The sequence below is a fragment of the Mesobacillus subterraneus genome (assembly GCF_003937825.1).
Lineage (GTDB): Bacteria > Bacillota > Bacilli > Bacillales > Cytobacillaceae > Mesobacillus > Mesobacillus subterraneus.
This window is the reverse complement of the sequence record NZ_RSFW01000017.1, coordinates 35,565-56,121: the sequence shown is the minus strand read 5'-3', so window position 1 is coordinate 56,121 and position 20,557 is coordinate 35,565. Positions and strand designations below refer to the sequence as shown.

22 protein-coding genes and 2 pseudogenes are annotated in these 20,557 nt (G+C 38.1%); 12 read left to right on the top strand and 12 right to left on the bottom strand.

Annotated elements, in window-relative coordinates; all coding sequences use genetic code 11:
- Positions 1-21: 21 nt before the first annotated feature.
- Positions 22-1,263: a dicarboxylate/amino acid:cation symporter gene (locus EJA10_RS14725; protein ID WP_125480783.1), complete on the bottom strand. Its 1,242-nt coding sequence runs from the start codon at positions 1,261-1,263 to the stop codon at positions 22-24.
- A gap of 192 nt (positions 1,264-1,455) precedes the next feature.
- Here EJA10_RS14725 and EJA10_RS14720 point away from each other — a divergent pair, with 192 nt between their 5' ends.
- Positions 1,456-2,013 carry a class I SAM-dependent methyltransferase gene (locus EJA10_RS14720; RefSeq protein ID WP_125480782.1) on the top strand — a complete coding sequence of 186 codons (558 nt, stop codon included), beginning with the start codon at positions 1,456-1,458 and terminating at the stop codon, positions 2,011-2,013.
- A 58-nt stretch (positions 2,014-2,071) separates the two neighbouring features.
- On the opposite strand, the gene EJA10_RS14715 is transcribed toward EJA10_RS14720, so the two are convergent.
- A complete protein-coding gene (locus tag EJA10_RS14715) occupies positions 2,072-3,301 on the bottom strand; it encodes an MFS transporter (RefSeq protein WP_125480781.1) in 1,230 nt (409 codons plus the stop codon).
- A gap of 194 nt (positions 3,302-3,495) precedes the next feature.
- Here EJA10_RS14715 and EJA10_RS14710 point away from each other — a divergent pair, with 194 nt between their 5' ends.
- Positions 3,496-4,455, top strand: a complete 960-nt coding sequence (locus tag EJA10_RS14710) for a nucleoside hydrolase (RefSeq protein ID WP_125480780.1) — start codon at positions 3,496-3,498, stop codon at positions 4,453-4,455.
- 38 nt (positions 4,456-4,493) lie between these two features.
- On the opposite strand, the gene EJA10_RS14705 is transcribed toward EJA10_RS14710, so the two are convergent.
- Positions 4,494-5,711, bottom strand: a complete 1,218-nt coding sequence (locus EJA10_RS14705) for an MFS transporter (RefSeq protein WP_125480779.1) — start codon at positions 5,709-5,711, stop codon at positions 4,494-4,496.
- A 128-nt stretch (positions 5,712-5,839) separates the two neighbouring features.
- Here EJA10_RS14705 and EJA10_RS14700 point away from each other — a divergent pair, with 128 nt between their 5' ends.
- The 5 genes from EJA10_RS14700 to EJA10_RS14680 all read left to right on the top strand — a co-directional run bounded on the left by EJA10_RS14700 (position 5,840) and on the right by EJA10_RS14680 (position 10,640).
- Complete coding sequence (locus tag EJA10_RS14700) at positions 5,840-6,439, top strand: flavin reductase family protein (RefSeq protein WP_125480778.1); 600 nt, start codon at positions 5,840-5,842, stop codon at positions 6,437-6,439.
- Positions 6,440-8,064: 1,625 nt separating this feature from the next.
- Entirely contained in the window at positions 8,065-9,624 is a 1,560-nt protein-coding gene (locus EJA10_RS14695; protein WP_125480777.1) for an ATP-binding protein, read from the top strand.
- Positions 9,625-9,791: 167 nt separating this feature from the next.
- A complete protein-coding gene (locus EJA10_RS24080; RefSeq protein WP_125480776.1) occupies positions 9,792-9,941 on the top strand; it encodes a YfmQ family protein in 150 nt (49 codons plus the stop codon).
- Positions 9,942-10,091: 150 nt separating this feature from the next.
- The gene (locus tag EJA10_RS24075; RefSeq protein WP_425462098.1) at positions 10,092-10,235 is read left to right on the top strand and encodes a YfmQ family protein; all 144 of its coding nucleotides are present in this window, start codon (positions 10,092-10,094) and stop codon (positions 10,233-10,235) included.
- A gap of 144 nt (positions 10,236-10,379) precedes the next feature.
- Positions 10,380-10,640, top strand: a complete 261-nt coding sequence (locus EJA10_RS14680) for a hypothetical protein (protein ID WP_425462103.1) — start codon at positions 10,380-10,382, stop codon at positions 10,638-10,640.
- A gap of 66 nt (positions 10,641-10,706) precedes the next feature.
- Here the strand turns inward: EJA10_RS14680 and EJA10_RS14675 are convergent, their stop codons facing one another.
- The 3 genes from EJA10_RS14675 to hxlA all read right to left on the bottom strand — a co-directional run bounded on the left by EJA10_RS14675 (position 10,707) and on the right by hxlA (position 12,719).
- Positions 10,707-11,423: a 3-ketoacyl-ACP reductase gene (locus EJA10_RS14675; RefSeq protein ID WP_125480774.1), complete on the bottom strand. Its 717-nt coding sequence runs from the start codon at positions 11,421-11,423 to the stop codon at positions 10,707-10,709.
- Positions 11,424-11,520: 97 nt separating this feature from the next.
- On the bottom strand, positions 11,521-12,078 hold the full coding sequence (gene hxlB, locus EJA10_RS14670) for a 6-phospho-3-hexuloisomerase (RefSeq protein ID WP_125480773.1): 558 nt from the start codon (positions 12,076-12,078) through the stop codon (positions 11,521-11,523).
- Between the two features lie 8 nt (positions 12,079-12,086).
- Positions 12,087-12,719, bottom strand: a complete 633-nt coding sequence (gene hxlA, locus EJA10_RS14665) for a 3-hexulose-6-phosphate synthase (RefSeq protein WP_125480772.1) — start codon at positions 12,717-12,719, stop codon at positions 12,087-12,089.
- Between the two features lie 247 nt (positions 12,720-12,966).
- Here hxlA and hxlR point away from each other — a divergent pair, with 247 nt between their 5' ends.
- Positions 12,967-13,326 carry a transcriptional activator HxlR gene (gene hxlR / locus EJA10_RS14660; RefSeq protein ID WP_125480771.1) on the top strand — a complete coding sequence of 120 codons (360 nt, stop codon included), beginning with the start codon at positions 12,967-12,969 and terminating at the stop codon, positions 13,324-13,326.
- A 167-nt stretch (positions 13,327-13,493) separates the two neighbouring features.
- On the opposite strand, the gene EJA10_RS14655 is transcribed toward hxlR, so the two are convergent.
- Complete coding sequence (locus EJA10_RS14655) at positions 13,494-13,928, bottom strand: Rrf2 family transcriptional regulator (RefSeq protein ID WP_125480770.1); 435 nt, start codon at positions 13,926-13,928, stop codon at positions 13,494-13,496.
- 221 nt (positions 13,929-14,149) lie between these two features.
- Between EJA10_RS14655 and EJA10_RS14650 the strand changes: the two genes are divergently transcribed.
- Both EJA10_RS14650 and EJA10_RS14645 read left to right on the top strand, forming a co-directional pair.
- Entirely contained in the window at positions 14,150-15,013 is an 864-nt protein-coding gene (locus EJA10_RS14650; protein ID WP_125480769.1) for an SDR family oxidoreductase, read from the top strand.
- 488 nt (positions 15,014-15,501) lie between these two features.
- Positions 15,502-16,596, top strand: coding sequence for an L-dopachrome tautomerase-related protein (locus EJA10_RS14645; RefSeq protein ID WP_125480768.1), 1,095 nt, complete (start codon positions 15,502-15,504; stop codon positions 16,594-16,596).
- Positions 16,597-16,777: 181 nt separating this feature from the next.
- Here EJA10_RS14645 and EJA10_RS14640 read toward each other — a convergent pair.
- Positions 16,778-16,957 (bottom strand): annotated as a pseudogene (locus EJA10_RS14640) (spore coat protein); the annotation flags it as partial.
- A gap of 26 nt (positions 16,958-16,983) precedes the next feature.
- Between EJA10_RS14640 and EJA10_RS23810 the strand changes: the two are divergent.
- A pseudogene (locus EJA10_RS23810) lies at positions 16,984-17,166 on the top strand (glutathione-dependent formaldehyde dehydrogenase); the annotation flags it as partial.
- Positions 17,167-17,437: 271 nt separating this feature from the next.
- Here the strand turns inward: EJA10_RS23810 and EJA10_RS14630 are convergent.
- From EJA10_RS14630 to EJA10_RS14615, 4 genes are all read right to left on the bottom strand, one after another.
- Positions 17,438-18,418: an SDR family oxidoreductase gene (locus tag EJA10_RS14630; protein WP_125480766.1), complete on the bottom strand. Its 981-nt coding sequence runs from the start codon at positions 18,416-18,418 to the stop codon at positions 17,438-17,440.
- 342 nt (positions 18,419-18,760) lie between these two features.
- A complete protein-coding gene (locus EJA10_RS14625; RefSeq protein WP_246017807.1) occupies positions 18,761-19,006 on the bottom strand; it encodes a spore germination protein in 246 nt (81 codons plus the stop codon).
- Positions 19,007-19,689: 683 nt separating this feature from the next.
- Positions 19,690-19,989: a spore coat protein gene (locus EJA10_RS14620; RefSeq protein WP_125480765.1), complete on the bottom strand. Its 300-nt coding sequence runs from the start codon at positions 19,987-19,989 to the stop codon at positions 19,690-19,692.
- Positions 19,982-20,194 (bottom strand): hypothetical protein, encoded by a 213-nt coding sequence (locus EJA10_RS14615; RefSeq protein WP_125480764.1) that lies wholly within the window; start codon positions 20,192-20,194, stop codon positions 19,982-19,984. The genes EJA10_RS14620 and EJA10_RS14615 overlap by 8 nt, the downstream gene beginning before the upstream one ends.
- Positions 20,195-20,338: 144 nt before the next feature.
- On the opposite strand from EJA10_RS14615, the gene EJA10_RS14610 reads away from it, so the two are divergent.
- Entirely contained in the window at positions 20,339-20,554 is a 216-nt protein-coding gene (locus tag EJA10_RS14610; RefSeq protein ID WP_125480763.1) for a spore coat protein, read from the top strand.
- Positions 20,555-20,557: the final 3 nt, after the last annotated feature.

Below are 20,557 nucleotides of genomic sequence, written 5' to 3'. Positions count from 1 at the left end.
ATATAGAGCCGCTGCTTCGTGTTAAGCTGTTACATTTTTTTCCTCTGTATCGATCTCCAGAGTTTCTCCTTCAGAGCGGGCAACATAGACTGCGCATGCGGCGTCACCAGTGATATTTACAGCTGTCCGGCACATATCGAGTAATCGATCAACACCAAGGACAAGAGCAATGGCTTCCACAGGGAGCCCGACGGAAGTTAAAACCATGGACAGCATGATCAGTCCAACACCCGGGACTCCCGCAGTACCGATGCTGGCGAGCGTGGCTGTCAAGATAACGGTCAAAATCTGTGCAATGCTTAAATCTGCGCCATATACCTGAGCAATAAAAATGGTCGCAACACCCTGCATGATTGCTGTACCATCCATATTAATCGTAGCTCCTAGCGGCTGAACAAATCCACTAACACTTTTGGATACCTTCAGGTTATTCTGCAAGGTTTTCATGGAAATCGGCAATGTTGCAGCGCTGCTGGATGTACTGAATGCCACGATCATTGCAGGAGAGAACTCCTTAATGAAGCGGATTGGATTCATTTTACCTAGTAAGGATACGGCTGAGCCATAGGTGATAATCAGGTGGAGCAGAAGGACGAAGAGTACCACGAACATATATTTCCCCATCGCTGCAATCGCTCCGAATCCCTGTCCGCCTATTGCCGTTGCGATCAGAGCGAAGGCACCATATGGAGCGAATTTCATGACAGCCTGAACGAGGTACATCAGCACTTCATTAGCCTGTTCGACAAGCCTGATCAGGCCTGATGCTTTTTCACCGATCCTGGCTATTCCGAAGCCGATAATGATTGAAAATGCGATAACCTGCAGCATAGAGCCTTCTACCATAGCACCAAGCGGGTTGGCTGGAATAATGTTCAGCAGGGTTTCAATAACAGGAGGGGCTTCAGTTGCCTCGAATGTTGCACCGTCCAGCTGGAAGCTGCCAGTTCCCGGTTTAATAATCATCGCTGTTCCAATTGCTAGGACCAGGGCAATTGCAGTTGTAATCAGGAAGAAGGAAATGGTCTTGCCGCCAATCCTTCCGAGCTTCTTCGGATCGCTGATACCGGCAGTTCCAAGGATCAGGGATACTATGACAATGGGTACAACGAGCATTTTGATAAGATTAACAAAGATTTTTCCTAGCGGAACCAAAACATAATTATTGACTGTTTCGAAAGCTGAAGGGAAGGCTAGATTAAAAATAAGTCCGACAATGATACCAAGAGCCATACCATACAGGATTTTCTTAGTTAATGACATTTCATCTCCTCCTAAAAAATATAATGAAAGCGCTTACTAAAACTACCGTTAATTATTAATATTTAGTTGTAGTTAAAGTATGACTTGTTTAGGGTATATTTTCAATATATTTTCTGAATATTTAAAAATCAAAAATTGCTAGATAAATAAATGATATAGTCGGTATATAAACTTCGATAAGGATGGTGCGATATGGTGGATACCAGTGAAAAATGGAACGATAAATACTCAAAGAAAGTATCAGTTGGGCATATACCGATGCCAAATAAGAAACTTTCAGGATTAAAGCCAGTATTAAAAGGGGGAAAGGCGCTCGACCTTGCCTGCGGTCTTGGAGGGAACAGTTTCTACCTGGCCGAAAATGGCTACGCAGTCACGGGGCTGGATATTTCTGAGGTGGCAGTTAACTTTGTAAATAAGGAAGCTGGCCGGCGAAGTATGCAGGTAAAAGCTTACTCTGCGGACTTGTCTAACCAGTTAAAAAATACGGATGACCAATATGACCTTGTCATTATGACCTACTTTTTGGCTCGGTCTTTGTTTCCTACGATCAAGCAGCTGGTGAATACAAATGGTTACTTTTTTATGGAAACTTACTTTAAGGCGGGTCCAGGTTCTAAGGAAACGATATCTGACGCGTATAAGCTGGAATCTAATGAATTGCTGGAGGTGTTCAGGGATTGGAGGATTATCTTCTTTGAAGAAGCTGAAGAGGAAGGCAGGCAGACGATTCTTTGCCAGAAAAAATAAAATAAGAGCAGAAACTGGTGATCCACCTATTTTTGCTCTTATAACTTTTAGTCTATCTCTAAAATGCTTCAGAAACGATCTTTCTTTCTATCTTTAATGCAACGAACAAGAATGAGAAAGCGGCAAGCAAGCGAAAAAGTGAAATTAGGTTCATTGCAGCTGTCATGCCGAAACCATTAAGCAGGTAAACACCGACCAGTGGTGCAATAAAACCAACAATAGAAAGCAGGAAATTATAATTCGCAATGCAATTCGTCCGGTCGGCGTCCGGAGATACCTTAAGGAGCTGGTTGAATAATAAAAGATTTGTTCCCGATACGAATAGGCCGATCCACAAATTAATTAGAGTAAGGTAGATCAGGTTGGTAGATAGCATCGTCAATGCTGGTGCAGTTGCCATCCCAGCGGCTGCAACAAATAATACAAAGGAGTTGCCGCGGCGGTCTGCTGCTTTTGCCCACCATTTAATACTTACGATCTGAGCCAATTGATTTGTGACGGAAAACAGGCTTAGCCACAATGCGGTCGCGTTAGCCTCCTTGATTTGATAGATGCTGAACAGAGACCAAGCCATCTGGGCAGTGAAGCTGAACAACAGGGCTGCTATGACAAACGCTAAAAAGGGCTTATGTTTGTACACATGAAGCGATAGATTGCCCGACTCTACATTTAATACGGCAGCTTTTTTCTCGCTAGATTGCAGCTCTCTGTGTTTCATAAGGAAATAGATTTCTATTAAAGCAAATAAAAATGCGGCAAAAAATAAAATCTGATATGGGAAGGCACTGTCTTTGTCGAATTGCTGCAAGAATAAGCCAGTAGCAAATGTAACAGCCATGGCAGCGATCGTATTATACCTGTTCCTTGAACTGAAAAATTCTCCTCTTCGTTTCTCAGGAACCAGGTCGCCAATCATCGATTGCCAGGACAGGCCTGATAAAGCGCCTGGGAAATTAAGCAGTGCGATCAAGGCGACAAGCGCCCATGCTCCATGGGGAGTTCCCAAAAATGGGACAAATAGAATCAAACTGAACAACAGCCTGGTGAAGAGAGTCGAGACGACTGCAAAATTCCTTTTGCTTTTAACTCTGTTAAGCCAATAAGCTCCAGGAATCAGAGCGAGCATTCCAATGATCGAAGGGAGGGAAATAATCAAGCCGATTTGCTGGTTCGTTGCTCCAAGGACACCTATCGCAAAAAGCGGAATATATCCGTTGACCATGTTAGTTGAAGCCGTTGTTGCCAGGCCGTTATATATACTGAACTTTTCATTTTCGTTAAACTTCAATCCAAAAAATCTCCTCTCAAATAAATCACACGAAATGGATTGTACGATTTTGCTTCTATGCTGACAAGATAATCAGGCAAAAACAGTTCATTCGACATACCTTCTCGATTAAGAACAACCCTATAAAGCACAATGTGAATGAATCATATAAGGAGAATCATATACTGTACATATAGGAAGTAAGGAGGCTGGCTATGTACAACATCTTGTTGTTCACTGATTCAGGCGTCGATGATTCACTTGCGCTTATGTATGCCCTGCTGCATCCGGAACTGAATGTTGTAGGTGTCGTAACAGGATATGGGAATATCAAGAAGCAGCAGGCAATTGAAAATACAGCTTATCTATTGAAATTGGGCGGGAGAGAGGATATTCCGATCATTGCCGGTTCATCCGGACCTCTATCAGGTGAACTTGCCACATTCTATCCGGAAATACACGGACCTGAAGGGCTTGGACCGATCAGGCCTCCAGAAGGTCTCGGCGAAGTGGAAGTCTATGATATCAATAAAATTCTGGAGATTGTCAATCAATACCCTAATAACCTCGTGATTGTAGGGGTAGGGAGGCAGACAGACCTTGCAATCCCTTTTATACTGTATGGCCAGGAAGCTTTTGAAACGGTTGATGCGGTCTATATCATGGGAGGAGCTTTCCTTGTACCTGGCAACGTGACGGCTGATGCAGAGGCGAATTTCTATGCTGATCCGATTGCTGCTAATCAAGTGCTTGAGAAGGCAAGGAATGTATTCCTTCATCCTTTGAATATAACCAATAAAGCAATTATTCCGCCGGCTGTGATTGATTACCTAGCGGAGAACAGCCAATCGCCTTTCAAGGATTTGATCAAGCCTGTATATGATTATTATTTCGAAGCTTACAAAAAGAACGTCCCGGGCATCCAGGGAGCGCCGCTTCATGACGTGATTACATTAAGTGCGCTTGTTAATAAAAACCTGGTGAAGTACCTGCCGAGGAGGGTAACCGTCGAGCTAGCCGGACGTGCAAGGGGAATGAGCATGGCTGATTTGAGACCAAAACCAGAGCCTGAACCAGAGGAAACTCTGGACTGGATTGGAATGGAAGCGGACATTCCTGCTTTTATTGAAGATTTCACTTTAATCTTCATGGGGGCGGGCAAAACAAAAGGCTAAACCAAAAAACTCCCTGCATTTGGGAGTTTTTTATGATATCAGATACTTTGATTTATTTCTTTTATTTTTTTTCTGCCCATGCTTGAATAGAACATTACCAATATACTTGTGGCAATTAAGGTGCCGTGGAAGATCCAAACCATTTTAGGCAGCGAAAAGGCTTCAAGCAGGATGGGGGCGACAACGAAACCCAGAGCAAAGCCCAGTGATTTCAACAGCATACCCACACCAAATATCCTGCCTCTGATGTGATTATCTGTCTTTTGGAGGATCGTAGCATGCAATGTGGTGAAACATGCGTCAAATATGCCAGTAAGGAATGCGAACGCCAATACAATATAGACACTGGTATTCGACAAAAAGGTTATAAAACCGGCTGACATCAGCATTGCTGATAGGAAATAGGTACGGTAAAGACCTGGTCCCTGTAAATTTTTCATTTTTGGAAGGATGGTTGTTGCGAGTACAGCGCCAATCCCCCATATTCCCCAAATGAAACCATAATATAAGCTTTGTTTATCAGGATTGATTGATTCTGCCAATAAAGGTATCCCAAGATTATGCGAAGCACCTGCAAATGCACCAACAAGGAAGACAATATTTACATTTAGCAGCTTAGGGACTGAAAGGATAAAAGAATGGACTTCTTTTAAATCCTTGCCAATCTCCAGAACTTTGTCTTTCAAGCCATTTGATACGGCTTTTGTTGCGGGTACAGAGGTTTGCCATTTCATTTTTAGAAGGACTAGAGCAGAGATGAGATAGGTGGCTGCGTCGATCATTAAGGTTACTTGATACCCGAGAAAGTCCGTAATTACGCCAGCACCGATAAAACCAAACACCAGACTGATGGATGTCAGCCTTGAAATTAAAGCGTTTGTTTCCAGGACTTTATCCTGCCCGAAGATTTGCGGAATTTCAGCACTGTAGCTGACAGCAAAGAAGCTGCTGGTAAGTCCGATCAGGAAGCACACAATCAGGATCATTATTGGGCTAGGGAAGGGGATCAGGCTCAATATGATTATCGCCCGGAAAATATCTGTCCAAATCATAATTTTGCGCCGGTCAAAACGGTCAGCAAGTACGCCTGAAAAAAGGCTTGATAACACACCGCCCAGAGTACGGAAAGCCATTGTGGCAGCAAGCCACGCCGTACTGCCGGTGGCAATATACATCAGCACGTTGATGGCGATCAAGTCCATGAAAGTGCCAAGGTCGGAAAATGCTTTTACATAAAGAAAAATTTTACGATTCATATGTTCTCCTAGTGATTACTCATTGAGTTGTATGAATTCATTTTAATGACATTCAGATTATTTCGCAATACGAAATTGTTAAAAAATTCAAAAACAATAAAATAGACATACCTGCAGGATAGGATACAATGGAATCAAAACTATTACAAAAGGAGAGATTAACCGTGATTGAGGCAACGAATAAAACTGTAATGCACAGTTACCCTGGGATGGTGGCGTTAATAACGGTCTCCCATCAGGATCAGATTAATATCATGGCTGCCGGATGGCACACGTACATTTCCTATGAGCCGCCCATCTACGGAGTAGCCATCGGCCGTGAACGCCATACATATCAGTTAATGAAGGATGCAGGCAGCTTTGCTGTCAATTTTGTTCCATTCGAAAAGGCTGAATGGATTCAGCAAGCTGGTGTTTATTCAGGAGCCAATGTAGATAAATATCAGAGTGCAGATATTGGTTTTATAAAAGGTTCAGCTACAAATTCACCGATTTTAAAGGATGCATATGTAGCGTATGAATGTGAGACAATTGATATAAATACATACGGAGATCATGATTGGTTCGCCGCAAAGATTATTCTGTTTTACAGGGATCATGATAAGTTTCTCGAAAACGGACTTCCAAACTTCGAAGAACTGGCGATCCCGCTGTATATAGGCCGTTCATTGTATACAAAAGTGGATAAGGACAGTAAAATTATCTCATTGAAGATTGAAGAGCATTGACGAAGGTTTAAACGGAGTTAAAAAGAGGGGCAGGTTCTGGTATGTAAAAATCATTTTCCTTAGTTTACATAACCTAAATACAGACGACATAGTTCGACTATTGTGCGAAGGTACCTATATTAAATTGGCTAAAAAAAACCGAGTTATGTGCAGAAATATGTTTTTCTCAGACTTTGGGTTTTCCACTTGCAAGTGCTTTTAGCGCTTTAAATTATAGTTATTTCAGAAATACCAAAACCGCGTAAAGTGGTAAACTTGCTATGTTTTAGTCTTATGAAAATAAATCTAATAATAATTAATTAAGTAGCGGAGTCGTATTTTTTATCGACTCCCTTGTTTTATTTCAAATCAATTTTTTGTACTGCATTAACTCACGTATAAAATGCTAGTAAAGTTTTGCCTATATTAAGGCCTCCAACATACAGCCAATGGATAAATTGTTACAGATAGAAGACCGTTTAACATTGGGTGCCAATACAAAAAAATCAAAGAATAAGCTTTGAATTCGCATCAGGACTTTACGAAACCAAGAGCTTTAGCCCTATGTATAAACATCTAGATAAATTAGGATCTTTTTTAATATTAAGGAGTTTTAAATATACACAAAAATGAAATGATAGTAAGCTGATGTCTCACTATCACTTCATTTATCATAAAAACCTTAAAAAAGTGATGATCATTTATGGATGCAACAAGTGGTAATATTGCTTAAAGCGGAGTGGGCAAGGTCTCTGCAGGCAACCTTGCCCTTTGAGAAAATAATCCGTTCTAGAGGTCGAATTACTATGTCTCAGGATTATGATTGCCGATCTTCGAGGTCAATATCCTAAGAACCAGGCTGATCATTTTTTGCGTGTCGTTAAATCCTAGACGCTTAACTGGCTTTTTATATTAAATCTGTTTTTAGAGTAGAATTAGAAGGATTAAAGAGGAATCATAAGCGCATTTATCGAATAAGGAAAAATAATACATTATAAAGGAAGGTGTAAGTTATGCCAATCCCTACTAATTCAAGCTATCAAGGAATCAAAAAAATCTCAAACATACAGACTGGAGTACATGAAATTCTATCTTCTGAGTTACACATAGAAAATTAGTCAATTACCATGGCTCAAAGGATGGCTTCATACTGTGACGCTATGTAGGATTCAATAGAAAAACATTAAGGTGATGATATACTCAAAAAGCCATCTAAAGGCCGTGGAGCCTCACTAAAAGTTAGATATTATCTATAAGATACAATATTAATCAAACGTGGTAGAATTCTGTAATAAATCTTTGATTGAAGCAATTATAGAAAAATTCCCCTTATACTTTAGTGTGCATTTATCCAAGGAGGATTAGTGCGCATTATTGTTGAAGAAATAATTGAAAGAAGCATAGCGTTTTTACTGAAGGATGGACATTGTGGCACTTTAAGCTGAAACATAAATAGAAGAATGGTTTAATAGAAATGGTTATTTTACAATTAAAGGAATTAAGAACAAAATCAATAAAATGGTTATCCTGGCAATTAAAAAGAAATCAGTTTCTTACTCTACTAAATGGTAATTTTGTTTAGCTAAAAGGTACTTTGAATAGATCTATCTATTTATTAGTAAAAAAATTTTTTAGTGAGGTATAAGATGAACAAAGAAATTGAGTATATTGGCAGGAAGTTTAAAGAACTCAGTGAAGATATTTTTAAAAAAATCAAAACGCCATTAGGTGAAGAAAATTTTAATAACCCTATATTTACCAAAAAAGATTTTTCTGGGATTTCAGAAAAAAACTTATTTATTCATTTAGGGCAGTTTTTAATTAATCCGAATGAAAGACACAAAAATAACTTAATTGCCTTTGTAGAAGCCTTTGGCCTGAAATTAATCAAATCTAAAGCCTCCCTGGATCAATCAATCAATTTTGTTTATCTGACTCGTTGCTCAATTATGGATTTGCTTGAACAAGAATTGCTACAAAATAGGATTTCTATAAGCAGCTTTTTTGAAGTGCTTAAAATAATAGAATACTCCTACCAGCTTATTTCCAAAACACTTTTGAATATCTACAATGAGGAATTGTTATTCATTAAGCTTGCTTTAGATGAGTCTAAAGAGGATTTAAAAATGACACTAAGAGAGCTGGCGGATTTAGAGAGAGTCTTAAATGAAGCAACCATTTTTGCTATTACGGATCGTGAAGATAAAATTTTATATGCAAATGATAATTTTTGCGATTTATATAAGTATACCAGGGATGAATTGCTCGGGAAAAAACATGAAGTATACTCTTCTAACTTTCATCCTCCTTCATTTTTTCATGAAATATGGGAGACGATACAAGGGGGAGAGGTTTGGAAAGGGGATATTCTTAATCAAGCGAAGGATGGGACACAATATTGGTTAGATACAACCATCGTTCCGTTTGTAGATTCAAATGGAGAGCGTTATAAACATATTTCAATTCAATATGACATAACTGAAAAAAGAAAAACTGAAGAAACATTGCGTAAAACAGAGAAACTTGCAATGATTGGACAATTGGCAGCTGGCTTCGCCCACGAAATACGGAATCCGTTAACAACCATTCGTGGATTTGTACAGCTTCTGTCTGCTAATGAGATTGAGCCAAATTATGCAAGCACGATCCTTGATGAAATTGATCGTATCAATTTTATTGTCAGTGAATTCATGGTCTTTGCAAAACCTCACCAGATTTACTTCAGTGAATGTAATATAAAAAGTATTTTAACCAGTGTTGTTAAATTTATCGAGCCTGAAGCAATCATGAAAAATGTAAAAATTAAATACCATTTCCCAGCAGAAGATGTAGTGATTTATGGGGAAAAAAATCAATTGAAACAAGTATTTTTAAATATAATTAAAAATTCCATTGAGGCAATGCCTACTGGTGGCAAAATAGACATTATGATCGAAAGGACAGACCAAAATATATCTATTACAATAAAGGATAACGGTATGGGGATGGAATCCGATCAGGTAAAAAAACTGGGAGAGCCTTTTTTTACGACAAAGCAAGATGGAAATGGATTAGGGCTTATGGTGAGCTATAAAATTATTCAGAACCATAATGGGAGCGTTGAAGTTAAAAGCAAATCGAATACTGGGACAACTTTTAAAATAACATTCAAAACTCAAATGAATAAAGAAAAAACTTATAGTTCCAATATAACTGAGAATGAATAAGTGAAATTCATTAATCAAAGACTCGAGAAAGTAGAATGCCAATCATAAGGCATTCTTTTTTATTTCAGAAGTTTAATTATGCATTTTTCCAGATGGTTATTCCTCTATATAAATGTCCCGGAAAAGCAGCATGAAAATATAGAACATATGGGTAGGATTTAAATGAATTGGTCTGGGTTATTCCAATTATTCTTTTAAGTTCATTTAACATAGTAATTACATTTCTTCCATCAGGTCCGGTAGAGTGGGTTTTAAGTAAATTTGAATGGCATTTAACGTTAGATAAAGAAAGCATCAATTTTACAGCGTTAAAGTGAAGAAGGCAGTGAAAAAGCTTGATTAGATCACTCATTTATGAAGCAACATTTTTAGAGAAATATCATATTTGGCTGGGGACTGAGGATTTGTATTTAATCCAGAGAGCAATAAGACTCCAATCATAATCCAAACTCACAGAGGCAAGACTGATGTTAAGTTTTGGTTTATTTTATAACGATTGCGTTGATATAGTAAAAAAATTCAAAAAGAAAGTAGATGCATATATTCTTCGGTCCTATATTCTTCATGAGGGAATGTCCGCAAGCCGAGGGGGTTCTAACACTGTAAAGTGAGCAAATCAATTTTTTAATACTGATAAAAGGTTTGAGGGAGTGAATTATATATCGCTCCTTCTATCTTTTATTAACATTTTGCATCTAGTATTTATTTGTAGGAGAAACTAACAAATATTGATTTTGAGGAGTGATACCATGTTTATGCAAGGTACAATTATTGCAGGTGAATTTGATTCCTCCATGAATGAATTTTCCTTACAGAAAGTAAAAAATTTAAATACAGAATCTGTTCTTAAAGAAAACCAGTTAAACAATATTTATCATTATTTAAAAAAACATCAGCATGAAATTGATGGGCAAATAATTACCCTTTACGATCAAATGCCTTTACACCTGACACAAAATGAAATTAATGAGTTGATTTGTGATTTGGAGAGAGTAATGTCCATGTACCATCAATGACGGATGCGGCTGCTAATGGTGTGAATAAAAAAGAGGCAAATCCAAATGGATCTGCTTCTTTTTAGATTAAGGATTGGTTGACCAAAGCCCGGCAGTTTTAACGAATACCCTTGGATTTAATTTTAGGCCGGCTACGATTAATTCAGCAAGGTCTTCTGGCTGCATAACATGATCTTCCTTACCGCTGACAAGGTTAGTATCAATTGCCAGGTCTGTTACAACCGTACTTGGTGTTAAAGCTGTTACACGGATGTTGTGCTTCCTAACTTCTAGCATGAGTGATTCTGTTAGTCCTAAAACAGCGAATTTAGAAGCACTGTAAGCACTTGTTACAGGAGCACCTTTTTGTCCGGCAGAGGAAGAGATATTGATAATATCACCTGTTTTTCTTTCAATCATGCCGGGAAGTACAGCTCTGGTTGCATTATAAACTCCCATTAAATTCACCTGGATGATTTTCTCCCATTCTTCAGGAGTTAAATCAAGAAAACCGCCAAACTTGGCAACTCCAGCATTGTTAATGAGGATATCAATTGGTCCGTGATCAGCTTTAATATGTTCAACTGCATTAATAACTGATTCCAGATTGGAAACATCTGCTGTTGCTATAGAAACTTTCACATCAAATTGTGCTAGTTCAGCCGCTACTTTTTTAAGGTTAGACATATTCAAGCCAAGCAATCCTAAATTAACCCCTTCTTTTGCTAAGGCGATAGCAGTAGCTCGTCCAATTCCTCTGCCTGCACCAGTAACTAAAGCAGTTTTGCCATTTAATGAATTCATTTTTTCACTCCTATAAACAAGGTTTTTACACAAAATTAAATAGAAAGACCGCAATCTTGCATTGATAGTTTGCGGTCTTTCATAGACAATCAACGTTTTATTCTAAATTGGCGTGTTTGCCATACATCTTAGTCGTATCCAAGCCCTTTTTCTCCATGAACCTCAGAATGACAGCATCGCAGAATAGTAAAAGAGTTTGCTCGAATAATGAGCCCATAGGCTGAATGGTATTATAATCACCTTCCGATTGATCCTTAGGTGAACCAGGTAACTTAATCTTTATATCCGCTATTTTTCCGATTGTAGATTCGGGAAAAATCGTTACGGCGGCAATCGTTCCACCTATACTTTTTGCTTTCTCTGACATGGAAACAAGGCTTTTCGTTTCTCCTGAACCTGAAGTGATGATCAAGATGTCATCTTTTTCAAAGTTAGGGGTCACCGTTTCACCTGGTACATAAGCATCTATGCCCATATGCATCATTCGCATCGCAAATGACTTGGCCATAAATCCAGATCTACCTGCGCCAGCTACAAACACTTTTTTTGCTTCAAGAATGCCATTAACCAATTTCTCAGCTTCTTCATCCGGAATGTGGTCAGTTGTTCTGATTAACTCTTTTAAGATCTTAGCTAAATATTGCGACGTATGCATGCTTGACCTTACCCTTTTTTAATCATTTCTTGCATTGTTGCGGCTGCAACTTTTTTATCAACTTGACCTGTAATACCGCCGCCAACAATGACAAGGTCTGGATTTACTTTAATAGCTTCTGGAAGTGTTTCTAATTTAATGCCGCCTGCGATTGCAGTTTTTGAATTTTTTACAACACTTTTAATCGTTTGCAGATCTTCAAAAGAGTTTTTTCCTATTGCTTGAAGGTCGTAGCCGGTGTGGACACAAATATAGTCTACACCCATTGCATCGACTTCTTTAGCGCGAGCAGCCAGATCTTTTACAGCGATCATGTCAACAAGGATTTTTTTGCCTTGTTTTTTCGCTTCTTCTACAGCACCTTGAATAGACATATCTTCGGCTGTGCCTAGAATCGTAATAATATCAGCACCTGCTTCAGAGGCTTTCATTACTTCATAACCAGCAGCGTCCATGATTTTCAGGTCTGCTAAAACTTTTAAATTAGGGAATGCTTCTTTTACTGCCTTTACTGCATGGAGACCCTCGTTGATTACGACTGGGGTACCGATTTCAACGATATCAATATGTTCCCCCACTTCTTTAACAAGCTCAATTGCTTCTGGAATATTGACTAAATCTAAAGCTAATTGTAATTCCATATATGTTCACTCCTATTAATTTTATTCGGATTTTTTGTACAGTTATACTGTCTCCAAAATTAAATAAATCCTCTTCAGGAATATTATCCTTTTGGAGTATTATCTGTGCCAGCAGTCGGAATCGTTCCCAATCGCTGAACAATTGCAAGTATACAACCTATAACATTTTAGTGGAAGTACGCACTTTTATTTTACATAGTGCTAAAAAGTATACTATGGGATATAATAACCGATAGAGGTGAGTGAAATGTCACGAATGCAGGAAAAGATCTTTAACTGTGAAAAGGAATTGACGCTATCAGTTATCGGTGGTAAGTGGAAAATGCTGATTTTATGGCATCTAGGGAAAGAAGGAACCAAGCGATTTGGTGAATTGAAGGCTCTCATGCCAGGAATCACGCAAAGAATGCTTGTGAACCAATTGCGAGAACTGGAAGAAGACTTGATAGTAGATCGGAAAGTGTACCCGGTTGTTCCTCCAAAAGTGGAATACACCCTTACTGAACAGGGGAGAAGCTTGATGCCGATTCTTGATGCTATGTATAATTGGGGTAAAAACTATATGGAGACTGTAGGGTTAAACCCTAAGAAAGAGTCAATTAATTAAAACTTGACTATATAAATCGAGGCAAATAGCACCACAATATAGAAAGGGGCAATGTATATAGCATTGCCCCTTTTTTTTGTTTGCCTTGTAAAAGGCTGACAAAACATATCTATTAAATTGTAAATGCCAATTGTAATGACATACCTTTATTAAACTATGACTAGATGTTAATTTATTTTTTCTTTTTCAAGCATATCCTTAACTACATACTCGATGGTTACATTTCCTAAGACCTTTTCCATCGCTAATTGTGCAGCAGACAATATAGGAATGATCGTATTTTGAATGTTTCTTCCTACAGGACATTTAGGATTTGGGCTTTCATGAACATTAAACAATTCATTATCCTGTACAACATTAACTGCCTTATATACATCCAGCAGAGTAATGTCAGATAAACTCCTTGCAAGCTTAGTTCCCGGAATACCAGGATGTACCTCTACTAACCCTGCTTTCTTTAGCATTCCAATAATTTTCCTGATAAGTGCTGGATTTGTGTTTACACTTTCTGCTAAATATTCAGATGAACTTACACCGTCTTTATTAAACTCTATAAGAGATAATATATGAACGCCTACAGCGAATCGGCTGCTAATGGACATTATTCATCACCTTTCTTGCATCTTCATAAGGATAAATCTTTTCTTGTAATAAAAGTGGTTACACCCTTTATATTATACCTTAAAAAATGACCATTTATAGTTATTGACAAAATCTTAAATTGTAATTATTATGATTACATGTAACCGAGTTGGTTACAGATAATTTAATGTATGCAACTGAAGGATGTAACTATAAACAATTTTATTGGGAGGAATGGAAGATGAGATTGTTAGTAACTGGAGCTACAGGGAAATTGGGCACCAAAATTGTTGATGCTTTGTTGAAAACAGTTCCAGCAAATCAACTTGCAGTTAGTGTTCGGAATCCGGAGAAGGCAGAAGGAATAAAAACCCGAGGAGTAGAAGTTCGCCAGGGAGATTTTGACCGTCCAGAAACTTTAGATACGGCTTTTAAGGGAATAGATCGCTTATTGATTATTTCTGCGGATGGAGACAATGAAACAAGAATCCGTCAGCACAAGAATGCGGTTGCTGCAGCAGAGCGTGCCGGTGTTAAATTTATTGTATATACTAGCATTGCAAACGCACAGGAAAGTAAAAACATGCTTGCACCAACACATAAGGCAACAGAAGAAGCTATTTTGAAAACAAGGATTCCTTATTCTTTCTTACGTAACAATTGGTACTTGGAGAATGAAAGTTCAAGCATTCAAGGTGTACTGGCAGGAGCCCCATGGGTAACTTCTGCAGGAACCGGAAAAGTTGGATGGGCATTACAACAGGATTATGCAGAGGCTGCAGCGGCAGTATTAGCTGGTAACGGGCACGAAAACACTATTTATGAGCTCTCTGGCAAGTTATTTACACAGGAGGAGTTTGCCTCTGCACTTGGCGCTGTATTGGGTAAGGAAGTACCAGTACAACAGGTTGATGATGCTTCTTATGCTGAGGTAATGAAGGGTGCTGGCGTTCCAGAATTCCTCATTCCTTTTCTAGTTGGTATCCAGAAAGATATTCGAGAGGGTACACTTGAAATCGAGAGCAGCGATTTTGAAAAACTACTTGGACGTTCTGCTGCACCACTTAGCGAAGGGTTATCTCAAATCGTTCAAAGTATCCAATAAAGTGATTTTGGGATTTTATTTTGAACCCGCAAATAAAAATCGCCTTTTAATAAACAAATAAACAACATAATGCAGAAAATAAGGAATAGGTCTGGTTTTTGAGTATAAAAATTAAATTAGCATCCGAAGAAGCAGTCCAATTCGCAACTGAATTGGTCTGCTTCTTTGGGTTAATGAGAAATTTTGAATAGGAATGGTATATTAGGCGGCCAACCTATTAATGTTTAAAAGGAGGTAATGATAAATTGTGAAACTGACTATAAAAAATTAGCTTACTAAATTGCCATGGTACAATTTTTAGGCTTTTTTGCATCAGCATTATCTTATATATTTCTTAGAAAATATCAGCCTTGAAGAATAGGGAATGGTTCGAATTTCCGAACATCCATCATCTTTTCGAAAAGGAAAATTTGTTACAAAACATGCACTAGAAAATATATAAATCATATATAGGTGATATCCCGTTTTAAATGGTTGAGGAGGATATCATGAAATCTATGCTGCCTAGTGAAAAATATTTCGGTAATTTAGAACTGGTTCATACATTTTATGGGGCTATGCCTACAGGTGTTAGTGTTTCGGAAAAAGGTCGTATTTTTATTTGTTTTCCGAAATGGGGAGATGATGTTAAATTTACGGTTGCGGAAATTGTTGAGGGTCAATTGCAGCCGTATCCTAACTTACAAACCAATTTGGTTAACCCCGCAAATATCAGAATGACTTTCATCAGTGTCCAAAGTGTAGTTGCGGATGGCAGGGGAACGCTTTGGGTATTGGATACAGCGGCACCCAATTTTTCTGAACCCATAAAAGGTGGGGCAAAATTAGTCGCTGTCGATTTAAAAACCAATACAATTAGAAGAGTATATACCTTTACAGAAGATGTGGTCCTGCCAACAACTTATCTGAATGATGTCCGATTTGATTTTCGTGTTGGAAACGCAGGTTATGCATATATAACGGATTCATCTTCCAAAGGACCCGGAGCTATTATCGTTGTAGATTTAGAAACTGGAAACGCGTTTAGACGGTTAAATGGGGCAAATTCAACTTCACCCGATCCTTATTTTTTACCGAAAGTAGAAGGTGAAATTTTAATGAACCGAAACAAAGATGGTACCACATCACCATTTAGATTGGCGTCTGACGGTATTGCGATTTCTCCCGATGGAAAGGTATTATTTTTTTGTCCACTAACAAGCCGTCATCTGTTCTCGATCCCAACAGAAGCCCTGAGAGACAGAAATATACCGGACATTGATTTACCCTATCAGGTGGGGTACTGGGGAGAAAAAGGTGCGTCTGATGGAATGATCACTGATGCAAAAGGAACCATTTATGCCGGAGACTATGAAAACAACAGTATTCGAAAGATATTGCCAAATGGCACAATGGAAACCATCGCACATGACCCGAGAATTTTATGGCCGGATACTTTTTCGATTGGTCCGGATCAATACTTATATGTCATTGTGAACCAATTACATCGGCAGGCAAGATTTCATTATGGAAAAGACCTGCGACAAAAACCTTATAGTTTAATTCGTATGAAAATTGGTGAATTTCCTGCTCCTACCATTTGATATAGTTGGTTCAATTTTTTTGTAAAATTTGAACGGGTAAGCTTATTATAGCTCTATTCATAAAAGCAAGACATCAAATTTGTAATTGTTAAAGAAAATGGTGGTCGCAAAAGGAGGGAAATCGTATATTTTAATTATTTAAATATAAATGGTTTATTAGGAACAGTTTAGGTGGGTAATGCTAAACTGCTCCTATTTTATTTTTTAGAGTGGGTAAGTTCAATGCTGTATCGATATTACTCAAATCTAAATTGATTTGTTCGTTTGTATCCCAAGCATGATACCATCCTTTTTCTCCCATATATAAGGAAACTTGTTCATGCATATCAAGAGCTTCCGTTAAATGGCGAGTGAGCATTTCAAGTTGGAACCTTTTGACCTATTTAAATTTCTACAAAAGCTTTGCGAAAATGTGGAACGGTCTAATTAACAGGAGTTTATGGGGGCCACTATAATGTGTTTCCATTGGGTTGGGTTAAAAATATCAATATGAGAATGGGACGGGCATCAGTCATACATTTTCTTCTTAAGTTTTTTGAGAAAATAACGAATAACGAGTTTGACCCACGCACAAAGTGGCCTAGGATAAGCAAGTGATGTTTCTCATATGTCTAAAAATGTAGGAACGACTGTATAGAAGTCTTTTTGTAAGTTATCACTAGATTATTGGATAATTCAGCACGTAACTTGGGTAGCAATAGTATGGTGGTCTAAGTGCTATTTTAGACATTGGCCAGGAATCCTCCATATAGACCATCGTTACTTTTTCATTTGAATGGTTTATTAGCAATAACTTTACTTCTGGATTAAATTCATATCTCAAAATAGTAACCCCCTTCCATTAAGAATGTGTGGATTCTCCCCCATCAACATGAAGAACTTGACCAGTAACAAAACGAGAATCATCAGAAGCAAGATAGACAAAGGTTGGTGCGAGTTCAAATGGATGGGCAACTCGTTCCATTGGATTAAATGCTCCATACACAGCGACTTGGTCTGACGAGAAACTTGCGGAAATAAGTGGGGTCCAAATTCGACCGGGAGCGACGGCATTGACTCGGATCCCTTGTTTCACGACATTTTTAGCCAAGGCACGTGTCCATCCAACTATTGCGCCTTTTGTGGCCGTATAATCAATCATTTGTTGCTCACCTACATACGTCACCACTGAAGAAGTGCCAATGATTGAGCTGCCTGGTTTTAAATGAGGAAGCGCTGCTCTTGTTGTGTAAAAATGAGAGTATATATTAACTTTAAAGGTGTCATCGAATTGCTCATCTGTAATTTCAAGCAGACTTAGTTGTTGGAATTGGATACCAACGTGGTTACAAAGAATATCGAGACCCCCAAACGTAGCTACTGTTTGTTCTACAATGGAGATACACTGTTGTTTGTCTCGCAAGTCACCAGGCATTAGAAAACAACGTTGTCCGAGTTGTTCAATCCTCGTTTTTGTTCTATTTGCGTCCTCATGTTCATCTAAGTATGAAATAGCAACATCTGCGCCTTCTTTAGCAAACGCAATTGCTACTGCTGCACCAATACCACTGTCCCCCCCTGTAATAAGTGCTACTTTTCCTTTTAACTTTCCACTCCCTTTATAGTTCGGGTTTTCGATAATTGGAAGGGGAACCATTAATTTTTCCACACCGGGATGTCGCAGCTGGCGCTGTTCGGGTAAACTTATCGGAATTTCTTCGTAACGTGTGATTTTCCCATAGTTTGGGTATATGGGGTAAGGTTGAATTTTCATGTTCGCTTTAAACATTTGTTGCATTTGCTTTATTTGGTCTAATTGACGACTTTTATCCTTTTGATCCATGGAAACCTCCTATAGAAATAATTTTCTTCTATAGAATGTATATTGTCTTAACTGCAAATAAAGTAATAAAAGTGTGAAAAAGTTGTTTACATTCAACACAGAATGTTCCTTACAGTTCTTTAATCCCGTTTTTTCGAGTTGTCAGAAATTAAAATATTAATATAAAAATTAACGCTTCATTAAAAATGGTGATATAAATGCCCGAACCCTTGGGATATATGGGTTTGGTAATTGTTAAATTAGACCCTATTTTGCTTTAAGAAGGATTATCGGCCTTTTTTATTGAATCCCTATTTAAACAATCGAAGCATGTTGGACAAGAGGCAGAAAAAAACCGCAAAATTATTTGCGGTTCACGGAAACAAAATCTATTTTTGAGATTTTTTTACGAGCAATGTCGACTATTTCTGAATTTGCTATTCCCTCTATATACAGCATTACAACCTTTACTTTAGTAAGATATCCGGCAGAAAACTTTTCCGTTTTGAGTTCTATCAGTGGAAGCCTTCTTCTAAGCAGGGTGATATTTTGGTCAATCTGCTCCGTAAAGCTGTCCTTAGGACCGTATAAAATGGTTTCTGATTCCAAATTGTTCAACATATATCCCTAAAGGATTTTCAAGCGGACGGCCCCTTCAGGGACCGGTAGCCAGTATAAATAAGAGAACCGTTCCTGTTGGTTTAGCACGATGGAGGTTAAATGAGAGATACACAAACACCAATAAAAGAAACACTCGTTCAGCTTAATGGCTTTAAATTATTTGCAAAAATATATGGAGAAAAAACGAATAAACCCACTGTCGTAATGGATGCTGGATATGGAGACTATTCAAGGCGCGGGAATCCATTGTGCCTGAAATTACTCCACTTACTCAATTCTCATCTACGATAGGGCAGGATTAGGAAAAAGCGAGAAAAGACCTAACCCTAGAAAGCATATATTTGGTCCAAGAATTAAAAGAGGCCCTTGTAACATTCAAGAATAAGCCTTTCTTTGTAGGGCCTTTTTTTGGCGGAGTGGGTCTTTTATACTATCCTGTCAATGCATGTTTTTGTGTCAGCTGTTGTAATGTATTCTTGCTAAAAGTAAGAAACCACAAAAGTAATTTGGATCATATACAATGATTACGGTGTGAAAGAGTAACAGTGACTGGCTGCTTTTCTTCTTCAACTGACAGGCTGGTTGAAGATCTACCCTTGTAATATATTGAAGGAAAAAATCAGCTGTTTATAGCAGCTGATTTTTTTTGCATTAAACGTACGATACTGCCCCTATTGATCTTTAAGCTTTAAAACAGTATGTGCATCCTGCAGTCTCACATTTATTTGTTCACCTAAATGATTAGGATGATAATATCCATTTGCAGTCATAAAATCCGTTATCTTGGCATGTGTATCCACTGCATTTCTTAATTGCTTGCGAAGAGCTGATTTCAGTTCAGGAGTAGCTGTTTCCGTAATAGCAAATGCGAGATTTCTGACGGCAGATTTAGATGAAATCAGGAAATCCGAGGCGATCGCCTGTTCTGTTAATCCTCCCATCCCAGCTATATTTTGCAGGATATTAGTCATTTTGAGTCTCCTCCCGGTTTGTAATAAAGGTCTGAAGTTGCTTCAGACCTTGACTTCCTGATTCTAAATCACCAGAAAGAATCGTTTTAAGATTTCCATCAGGAAGCAATTTGCTCATAGTTACAGCTTTTGTTAAACATACTGTTTTAAAAGCAATTAATTCGAGTGTCTCCAGCGTTTCATGAAGTCCTAAATATTTTGTCAAGAGTATCTCTCCAATCTTTAAAAACTTCTCTTATCTTGCTTCAGACAGGAGATTAACATTCCACCAAAAATATTCCATAACCAGTAATATTCCTTTGAATAATATTCACATATTAAAGGGATTTTAATTTCAGGAGGTGAAGTCATGGAGAAGAAAAGCTTAGCTTATCATGAAACAATGGAAACACATGAGGTATTAAACCTGAAAACTGTATGCTTATTGAAATCAAAGCTTATGCAGGGACTTTGTTTCGATAATGATTTAAAAGCACTGATGGAAAAAGATGTTCAACAGTCAATTGCAGCGATAAATGAACTTAAAGATTTTTATAAAGGGGCAAGAACCAATTATATAGAATGAGGT

Coding starts and splice junctions, on each gene's coding strand:
- EJA10_RS14720 (WP_125480782.1), top strand. CDS start 1,456: ATGGTGGATACCAGTGAAAAATGGAACGATAAATACTCAAAGAAAGTA.
- EJA10_RS14645 (WP_125480768.1), top strand. CDS start 15,502: ATGAAATCTATGCTGCCTAGTGAAAAATATTTCGGTAATTTAGAACTG.
- hxlA (WP_125480772.1), bottom strand. CDS start 12,719: ATGGAATTACAATTAGCTTTAGATTTAGTCAATATTCCAGAAGCAATT.
- EJA10_RS24075 (WP_425462098.1), top strand. CDS start 10,092: ATGTTAAGTTTTGGTTTATTTTATAACGATTGCGTTGATATAGTAAAA.
- EJA10_RS14680 (WP_425462103.1), top strand. CDS start 10,380: ATGCAAGGTACAATTATTGCAGGTGAATTTGATTCCTCCATGAATGAA.
- EJA10_RS14610 (WP_125480763.1), top strand. CDS start 20,339: ATGGAGAAGAAAAGCTTAGCTTATCATGAAACAATGGAAACACATGAG.
- EJA10_RS14620 (WP_125480765.1), bottom strand. CDS start 19,989: ATGACTAATATCCTGCAAAATATAGCTGGGATGGGAGGATTAACAGAA.
- hxlB (WP_125480773.1), bottom strand. CDS start 12,078: ATGCATACGTCGCAATATTTAGCTAAGATCTTAAAAGAGTTAATCAGA.
- EJA10_RS14725 (WP_125480783.1), bottom strand. CDS start 1,263: ATGTCATTAACTAAGAAAATCCTGTATGGTATGGCTCTTGGTATCATT.
- EJA10_RS14700 (WP_125480778.1), top strand. CDS start 5,840: ATGGAATCAAAACTATTACAAAAGGAGAGATTAACCGTGATTGAGGCA.
- EJA10_RS14655 (WP_125480770.1), bottom strand. CDS start 13,928: ATGTCCATTAGCAGCCGATTCGCTGTAGGCGTTCATATATTATCTCTT.
- hxlR (WP_125480771.1), top strand. CDS start 12,967: ATGTCACGAATGCAGGAAAAGATCTTTAACTGTGAAAAGGAATTGACG.
- EJA10_RS14630 (WP_125480766.1), bottom strand. CDS start 18,418: ATGGATCAAAAGGATAAAAGTCGTCAATTAGACCAAATAAAGCAAATG.
- EJA10_RS14695 (WP_125480777.1), top strand. CDS start 8,065: ATGAACAAAGAAATTGAGTATATTGGCAGGAAGTTTAAAGAACTCAGT.
- EJA10_RS14710 (WP_125480780.1), top strand. CDS start 3,496: ATGTACAACATCTTGTTGTTCACTGATTCAGGCGTCGATGATTCACTT.
- EJA10_RS14675 (WP_125480774.1), bottom strand. CDS start 11,423: ATGAATTCATTAAATGGCAAAACTGCTTTAGTTACTGGTGCAGGCAGA.
- EJA10_RS14650 (WP_125480769.1), top strand. CDS start 14,150: ATGAGATTGTTAGTAACTGGAGCTACAGGGAAATTGGGCACCAAAATT.
- EJA10_RS14705 (WP_125480779.1), bottom strand. CDS start 5,711: ATGAATCGTAAAATTTTTCTTTATGTAAAAGCATTTTCCGACCTTGGC.